Annotated in this window: 9 protein-coding genes; all 9 read right to left on the reverse strand. The window is 51.0% G+C overall.

Annotation, left to right across the window (positions count from 1 at the left end; translation table 11 throughout):
• Positions 1 to 14: 14 nt before the first annotated feature.
• The gene (locus Q7K71_01740) at positions 15 to 242 is read right to left on the reverse strand and encodes a DUF202 domain-containing protein (GenBank protein ID MDO8674823.1); all 228 of its coding nucleotides are present in this window, start codon (positions 240 to 242) and stop codon (positions 15 to 17) included.
• Between the two features lie 26 nt (positions 243 to 268).
• Complete coding sequence (locus Q7K71_01745; GenBank protein ID MDO8674824.1) at positions 269 to 589, reverse strand: DsrE family protein; 321 nt, start codon at positions 587 to 589, stop codon at positions 269 to 271.
• Positions 586 to 1,161 carry a class I SAM-dependent methyltransferase gene (locus tag Q7K71_01750; protein ID MDO8674825.1) on the reverse strand — a complete coding sequence of 192 codons (576 nt, stop codon included), beginning with the start codon at positions 1,159 to 1,161 and terminating at the stop codon, positions 586 to 588. The genes Q7K71_01745 and Q7K71_01750 overlap by 4 nt, the downstream gene beginning before the upstream one ends.
• 29 nt (positions 1,162 to 1,190) lie before the next feature.
• Positions 1,191 to 1,886 carry an NADH-quinone oxidoreductase subunit NuoB gene (nuoB, locus tag Q7K71_01755; protein MDO8674826.1) on the reverse strand — a complete coding sequence of 232 codons (696 nt, stop codon included), beginning with the start codon at positions 1,884 to 1,886 and terminating at the stop codon, positions 1,191 to 1,193.
• 15 nt (positions 1,887 to 1,901) lie between these two features.
• Positions 1,902 to 3,383: a hydrogenase gene (locus tag Q7K71_01760; GenBank protein MDO8674827.1), complete on the reverse strand. Its 1,482-nt coding sequence runs from the start codon at positions 3,381 to 3,383 to the stop codon at positions 1,902 to 1,904.
• A 1-nt stretch (position 3,384) separates the two neighbouring features.
• Positions 3,385 to 4,809 (reverse strand): proton-conducting transporter membrane subunit, encoded by a 1,425-nt coding sequence (locus Q7K71_01765; protein MDO8674828.1) that lies wholly within the window; start codon positions 4,807 to 4,809, stop codon positions 3,385 to 3,387.
• A 4-nt stretch (positions 4,810 to 4,813) separates the two neighbouring features.
• Positions 4,814 to 5,443 (reverse strand): hydrogenase, encoded by a 630-nt coding sequence (locus tag Q7K71_01770; GenBank protein MDO8674829.1) that lies wholly within the window; start codon positions 5,441 to 5,443, stop codon positions 4,814 to 4,816.
• 4 nt (positions 5,444 to 5,447) lie between these two features.
• Entirely contained in the window at positions 5,448 to 6,353 is a 906-nt protein-coding gene (locus Q7K71_01775; GenBank protein MDO8674830.1) for an NADH-quinone oxidoreductase subunit H, read from the reverse strand.
• A gap of 16 nt (positions 6,354 to 6,369) precedes the next feature.
• On the reverse strand, positions 6,370 to 7,868 hold a 1,499-nt coding region (locus Q7K71_01780; GenBank protein ID MDO8674831.1), incomplete at its 5' end, for a proton-conducting transporter membrane subunit.

Below are 7,868 nucleotides of genomic sequence, written 5' to 3' on the forward strand. Positions count from 1 at the left end.
AGCCGGTACCTTTATTATTTTTGGATCAACTTAGATACTTTACGAAAATGAAATACTCCCCATATCAAAATAATGAGACCCCACGCCATAAAAATCCAGCCCAAAAAAGCAATGATCGGGGTGTCAGGAAAGAATTTGATTGCGGCCATGCCAAAAATCAGCAATGCCAGCGCTGTACGAATGTACGCGAGTAATGTTCGTTCATTCGCCAAAATTGTCCGCAATCTATCCAAATCATTCATATATAACCCCTCCCTGTGCGAGTGTTTTAAAACGTCACAACTTTATCGCTCTCCTTGACGATCTCATACATATCCTTCATCGTCGATATAGGGCACATCTCTGACCCTTCCTGTGCCCTGGATTTAATACATGTACCGCAGGCATAAACTTTGCCGCCTGCCTTGAGAAATTGATCCGCCTGTTCAACAGTATTAAATTTATCCGTGCTGACCCTTTGATATTCGACGCCTTTTCCCATGAAGAACACCTTCACTACGTCTTTCTGCCCTAGACAAAAATTCGCATACCGAAGCGCATTCCAGCACGTTTCAGCGTCGTTACTTGAAATGATCACTCCTATTTTCATTTCAAAAGTTCCTTTCTCATAACAATTCCGTAATGGTATGGTTTCAAATCGTGCTGCTGCGGACGGTTAAACCCAGTCTTTTCCGCCCACTGAATGCATTGTTGGGGCTTTGGCCTTATGTCCATTGAGGGCCCTCTGGGTGTAGAGGGATCACAGTTCCAGTGGATGATGCCGAGTTTTCCGGCAGGCTTGAGAATTCTCCACGCCTCCCGGAGCATGATTTCAGGATCATCAATGTGAAGGATATTAAACAACATGACATAATCAACGCTTTCGGTCTCCAGCCCAATACCTTCTGCAACAAAATCGCAAAGAACGGTATTAACGTTCTTCAATCCTTCCTTTTCTGCTTCTTTTTTCGTGGCAGAAATCATCCCCTCCTCAATATCAAGGGCATAAATTGTTCCCTGTATAATCTTCGCCGCAGGAATAGTAAACGTACCATAACCGCATCCAAACTCTACCGCATCAACAACCTTATCGTCCAGCCCCATAACGGCGAGTGTTTCCGTAAGATTGAAAAACCCTTCCCACATCTCTTTTGGCGGCATGCCGCTTTCTCTACCCTTCATGATGATCACCGTTTCTAAGATCACTTTAATTACGTATTTTTTCTTTCTTCCAACCTGCCCAGCAATCGGAGCAACCCGTCCAGGATCGTCAACGGGTGCGGCGGACATCCGGGAATATACAGATCCACGGGAACCAAGCCGTCAACGCCATTGTGAACTTCCCTTCCCCCTTGAAAGGGGCCGCCGCTCAAGGCGCATGCCCCGACAGCGATGACAATTTTCGGATGAGGCACGGCTTCGTAAGTTTGTTTTAGGGCCCATTCCATGTTCTTGGTCACCGGTCCCGTGATCATCAGGCCGTCCGCGTGCCGTGGGGAAGCGACAAATTGGATGCCGAAACGGGACAGGTCAAACACCACATTGTTCATCGCCTGAATTTCCGCGTCACAACCGCCGCAGCTGCCCGCGCACACTGCCCTTAATTTTAACGAACGGCCGAAAACCCGTTTCATTTTTTCATTGAGCGCGGCGGCCAATTGAATGGCGTCCCCTTGCAAAATGAGGTCTTCCTTCCTTGAAACAGCCATGCGGTGATCACAGGAATACGTAAAGGCCCCTGGCGAAAAATCCGCCTTAACATCCTCATTGAACAACAGTTTTCCCATATCCACCGCGGCCTTGGTCACCGGCCTTCCTCTAAATCGTGGAGGAAAAACAGGGGTTTCCTTAGGATAAGACAATGTCCTGAAACCCTGCTTGAATCGATTGATGATCACTCCCCACATAATTTTAATTTCCTCTTAAAGATCATGGCCGGCATAAGACAGGTTAAAACTTTTATTGCAAAGCGGGAAATCAGAGATCTGGGCCCCGCGCACAGCCATCTCAAGACCGGCCCAATTATTAAAAGAAGGGTCTTTGATCTTATAACGCGCGATCCGGGAATGGGAGTCCGTCATCGCCACATGCACGATCTCTCCCCGCCAGCCCTCAACCATGGACAAGGCCATCTGGTCCGGTTTCAAGGACGGTGCTTTCAGGTATAACTCTCCCTCGGGGACCTGGTTTAGCACCTCTAAAAGAAAATCAATGGACCTTTGTGATTCAAGCCAGCGGATGAACGCCCTGGCATAAACATCTCCGGACAATACGGTGGAGATCGGGATGTTCAGGAACCGGTACATGCCGAACGCATAATCCGTGCGCACATCCAAACCGCATCCGCAGGCGCGGACCGTCGGGCCGACAAGGCCCAGTTCTTTGGCCGTCCGGTTTGAGATCACCCCTGTCCCTTCCAAACGCGAGAGAACGGACGAACGGGTAAAAAAGAGATCGCTGATCTCTTTGAGATCTCTACGGGCGACGAGCAGGCGCCTGCGAAAACCGGCCGCCATTTTGCGGTCCAGGTCAAACAAAACCCCGCCGGGCCGGCATAAACTTCTCCCGTAACGGTTGCCGCTCAATTCCATCAATAAATTCAAAAATTCCCCCCGCAGCCGGCCGAAATACGCCGCGGCCGGTAAAAATCCTATGTCCGTGCTTAAAGCGCCCAGGTCCCCCACATGGTTGGAAAGCCGCTCCAATTCAAGGGCGACGGCCCTGATGGCCCCGGCCCTGGGGGATATCTCGCGATCGATCAATGATTCAATGGCATTGCAATAAGCCGTCGCGTGCCCTATCACCGTGTCCCCCGCGATGGACTCCGCCAAAAGCACTGCCTTTTCCGGCGAAGCCCCCTCCATCAAGGTCTCGATGCCGCGGTATTGATATCCCAGCCGGATCTCCAGATTCAAGATCTCTTCCCCATGACATTGGAAACGAAAATGCCCCGGCTCAATGATACCCGCGTGGACAGGACCGACAGCGACCTCGTGGGCTTCTTCTCCCTGTGCCTGATAAAAAGGATAGTCCCCGTCGCGATGATCGGCATGATACCGCACCGGTTTAAGCCAGGGATGCCCCAGCGGCGTTAAAGCAAACTGCTCCGCCATTTCCCGCTCAAACAAATGCGCCTGGGGAAGTTCAGGGGTCAGGGACCTGAAACAGGACTTGGCGGACGGGACCCGCATGGAAAAGACCGATATTTTTCCGTCCTGGTCCATGCCTAACATCGCAAAGACCCTGATATTCCCGTTTTCCAGGCGGCCGAACAGGTCAACGAGCCGGGCCCCGCGGGAACAGCCCTCTAAAATTCTTTGGCGGAATGGGCCTTCCTCCAGCACGGGGACCGAATCCGATCCCCAGCTTTGTCCGTTGCGCACGTAAAATTCCTGTTGTTCCACCTTACCCGCCTCCCAAAAGCGTGCTGGATCCTTTTAAAGCGTTGTCTAAAAAAGAAGGCATATACAAACCTAACATCAAAACGATCAACCCTAAGAGCAGGATCGGTATGATCGATCCGATATCTTCTTTTTTCGCTTGGGGACCCCCTGCCTGTTCTCCGGTATCCCCGCGCAACATTTTCAGGACACTGCCCGCGATCCCGATGAAGATCAGGGCCAGAAATAATACATAGAAGAAAGCCACCCAAAAATGTCCGGACCGGATGGCCGCGTTGAGGATCATCAATTCACTGTAAAATGTCCCGAATGGCGGGATCCCTGTGACGGCCAGAAATCCCATCGCCAAAAATATTCCTGTGACCGGATGACCGGCCAGCAGTCCTTTAACATCATTGACTTTTTTGCTTTGATAGATCCGGTAAAGGTTCCCGGTCACCAAAAAAACCATGCCTTTGGCAAAAGCATTATTGACCGCGTGGAACAAACTGCCGTATAAGCCAACGCCCCCCAACCCGATCCCGATGGCTAAAATGCCCATGTTCTCAACGCTCGAATAAGCGAACATCCGTTTGTAATCCGTCTGCCCGATGACAAAAATGGACGCGACAGCCAGCGACAACAAACCCATGACCAGCAATAGATCCTGGGCAAAAGCGGTTTGACCGGCGGCCGCGCAAATTTGAAAGACCCTCAAAATGCCCAGGAAAGCGCAATTCAACAAGACCCCCGATAACAGCGCCGAAACGGGAGACGGCGCTTCGCTATGCGCGTCAGGAAGCCATGTGTGCATCGGTGCCAGCCCCATCTTGGTGCCATACCCCACAAAAAGAAAAATAACGCTCAACTTTAACCAGGGGACCGAAAACAAGGTGGCATGGTCCAAAAGCACGTCCAATAAAACAGTTCCGGTACCCGCGGCGGAAACCGCCAAAAACAATGTTCCCAGAAGGGCCATGGCGATCCCCACGGAGCAGATCAATAAATATTTCCACATGGCCTCGACACTTTGGGGACTGCGGGTGAAATTGATGAGCGGGGCGCTGAAAAGCGTTGTGGCTTCAATGGCGATCCACAACAGGCCCATATGCCGGGCCATGGTCACCAGGGTCATGGCCGAGAGGAACAGCAGCAAACTGGTCACAAAAACCCTGTTGGAACGCTCTTCCTCCTCTTTGAGATAGCCCCACAAATAAAAAGACACTGCCGCGAACAGGATGCTGACAACCGTTAAGATCAGCCGGCCTAAAACGTCCATCCCCAGGAATCCATGGAACCAGGCCGCCGGTGAAAATTTCCAAATACTGACCACGCCGATCAGATGAATGAAAGATGTCCCCGCGAGCACGATCTTTCTTGGCCGGCCATTTGATAGAAGAAAAGCGACGGCCGCTCCAAGGATCGGTAAAAGAATTAAAAAAAGCAGCATTGTTTTAATCCCTAAGGGTTGTCAAATGCAATGTATTGGTATCGTCGTACTCTTCATTGATGTGGTTGATCACGATCCCCATCACCAGAACGGCCACAAAAATATCCAAAAATATCCCCATCTCCACCAATAACGGTGTCCTGTCCAGCAGTAAAAGGGCAAAAAGAAAAATGCCGTTTTCCATGACCAGATAGCCGATCACCTGCGTGATGGCTTTCAAACGGCTCACCAATAATAAAAATCCGATCATGATGACGGAAAAAGACGCCGGGACAAGCAAATTTGACACTTCCCTGAACGGGACCTCCAGTTTGGAAGAAAGAAAAAAGGCCGCTCCTACTAAAAGCCCTCCAAATACCAGCGTCTTTCCATAACCGATCAGGGGCTTGGCTTCCCGGCGGATGGACACATGCCGTATGGCCCAAAACAGGAACACCGGCATCACCAAGACCTTTAAGATCAACACAGCCGTCATCATAACGAGGGCGTGGACCCCGGGATAGATCAACAGAGGCGTTGCGCTTAAAATAAAGGACTGTAACGCAAAAAGATGGATGATCGTTCGTAGACGGCTGCTGCCTAAGATCACGATCCCTAAAAAAACAATGGCAATTAAAGCCAGCTCTAACAACACAGCATTACACTCCTTTCATCAAAACGACTAGTAACCCGACTAAAGCCAAAACAAAAGCCCCGACCAAAAGCTGCGGCACCCGGTTTAACCGCAGGCGCGCCATACAGGATTCCACGACCCCTATGACCAGCGCCAACAAGACCATTCCCCCCAAAAACATTGCTGTTTGCGTCAGAGGGGATAAGCCATCAGACGGGATGAAAATACCGACCAAAAGACCTCCCAAAACAAACAATTTGACCGCGCTGCCGTATAAGATATAAGCAAGGTCCCATCCGCTGTGGTCCAACACCATCACTTCATGGACCATGGTCAACTCCAAATGCGTTGCCGGGTCATCCACGGGGATGCGCGCGTTTTCCGCCAGCAGGACCAGAAAATAACTCGTCCCCGCCAAAAAGAGCGCCGGACCCACCAACGCGCCCCCCTCGATCATCTGCGACAAGACAAAACTTTTAGATATCAGGGCGAGGATCATCAGATTTAAAAACAGGACGACTTCGGTCAAACACGAAAAAGCCGCTTCGCGACTCGCCCCCATCCCTTCAAAACTTGAACCCGTGTCCAGGGCGGCCAGGATGGTAAAAAACCTGGCCAAAGCATACAGATACGCGAAAAGGACAACGTCCCCCCAAAAGGACATCGGCGCTTTTAAGCCGCCTAAGGGGATCAAAACAGATGAAACCAGGACCGCGGCCATGGCCACGACCGGCGCGGCCTGAAAGATCCATGTTGTCGTCGTGCTGTAAACATTCCCCTTTCGGAACAATTTCCCGATATCATAATAGGGCTGCAATAAAGGCGCTCCCCGGCGTCCCGCGAAAAAGGCCTTTGTCTTGCCGATGATCCCCAGCAGCAAGGGCGAGAAGATCATGACAATCCCGATGTGTGACAATATCTGCATGCCCATTTGATACTCCGTCTTTCTAAACCATCTTCCAGATCAACAGGATCAGAAGGAAAACAAAAATATACAACAAATACCATTGCGTATAGCCGTTTTGTATGATCTTTAATTTCGCGGACAGCGCTTTGATGAATTGAAAAACAGGACGAAAAATAAAATTCTCGGAAAATTCAGCACCCGAAACATTGCGGAAGATCTGTAAAATGGGCTGCGCGAACGATGAGGCCGTGTATTGCATGCGGGGGCTTGGGGTTGAATACCCGCAAGCCCATGTCGGGGCTGTTTCAACGGACAGAAACTTCATGGACGTCATTTTCAGCAAAGCCAGGACAGCCATTGTTCCGATCAAAATCAGTAAAACCAGGATCACCGTCACGATCGGATCGAGGATCGTTTGCTCGGATAGGACCGTGGTCTTGACGCCAGAGATCATGGCCGCCGCTCCCAAAGAAAAAGAAACCATGGTGCCGGGAAAAAGCCCGATCCACAGACAGAGGCCTCCCAATACGGCCATGGGAACACGCATCAACCAGGGGCTTTCCCCAACAGGCACGGTGACCGAACGGTTGTTGCCTAAAAAGATCGTCCCAAAGGCCTTGGCAAAACACGCCGCGGCCAAACCGCCGATCAAGGCCAGCGAAATAATGGCCATGCCGCTAAAAACAAGGGCATTGATCTTAAAATGGAACATCCCCTCAAACAAGGCCCGGTAAACGAGCCATTCGCTGATAAAACCGTTAAAAAGCGGCAAACCGCAGATCGCCAAAGAGCCGATCAAAAACAAATGTCCTGTCCAGGGAAGGGGCCTCAAAAGCCCTCCCATACGGTCGATCTGGCCCGTATGAGCCGCGCGAATGACCGATCCGGCGCTCAAAAATAAAAGTCCTTTGAACATGGCATGATTAAAAACATGCAGAAGCGCGCCGGCATATCCGATCAAGGCCACCGATTCTTTATGGCTGATCTGGCCCCACAGGCCGATCCCCATGCCCAGGGCGATGATGCCGATATTTTCAATGCTGTGATAGGCCAGCAATTTCTTGATCTCATGCTGGCCCAGCGCGTAGAGAACACCCCCCACTCCCGAGATCATGCCGACGGCCAGCAACAGGGCCGCGCACCATTCAGGAAAATCCTTGATGATCAGAATGACCCTCATCAATCCGTAGATCCCCATCTTGATCATGACACCGGACAAAACCGCGGAGATGTGGCTGGGGGCGGCGGGATGGGCATGGGGCAGCCAGATGTGCAAAGGAATGAATCCCGCTTTAACACCGAACCCTGCCATTGCCAAAACAAAAAGCCCTCCGGCCAACGGTAGAGGAAATGCCGCCAGGGCCATCTGGTCAAAATTCATGGACCCGGCCTGTTGTGCCATCAGAAGGAACATGACCCACAGGCAAAATGTCCCGGTGTGAGTGGCGATCAAATAGAGATAACCGGCTTTCCTGACCTCCTGTTTTTCATCATAAAAGGTGATCAGGAAATACGAAGATACGGACATGATCTCCCACA

The sequence above is a fragment of the Candidatus Omnitrophota bacterium genome (genome assembly GCA_030650275.1).
Classification (GTDB): domain Bacteria; phylum Omnitrophota; class Gorgyraeia; order Zapsychrales; family Fredricksoniimonadaceae; genus JACPXN01.

Excerpts from the sequence above, each read along its gene's own strand:
- Q7K71_01745 (MDO8674824.1), bottom strand. The coding sequence starts at position 589 with ATGAAAATAGGAGTGATCATTTCAAGTAACGACGCTGAAACGTGCTGG.
- Q7K71_01775 (MDO8674830.1), bottom strand. The coding sequence starts at position 6,353 with ATGGGCATGCAGATATTGTCACACATCGGGATTGTCATGATCTTCTCG.
- Q7K71_01765 (MDO8674828.1), bottom strand. The coding sequence starts at position 4,809 with ATGCTGCTTTTTTTAATTCTTTTACCGATCCTTGGAGCGGCCGTCGCT.
- nuoB (MDO8674826.1), bottom strand. The coding sequence starts at position 1,886 with ATGTGGGGAGTGATCATCAATCGATTCAAGCAGGGTTTCAGGACATTG.
- Q7K71_01750 (MDO8674825.1), bottom strand. The coding sequence starts at position 1,161 with ATGAAGGGTAGAGAAAGCGGCATGCCGCCAAAAGAGATGTGGGAAGGG.
- Q7K71_01740 (MDO8674823.1), bottom strand. The coding sequence starts at position 242 with ATGAATGATTTGGATAGATTGCGGACAATTTTGGCGAATGAACGAACA.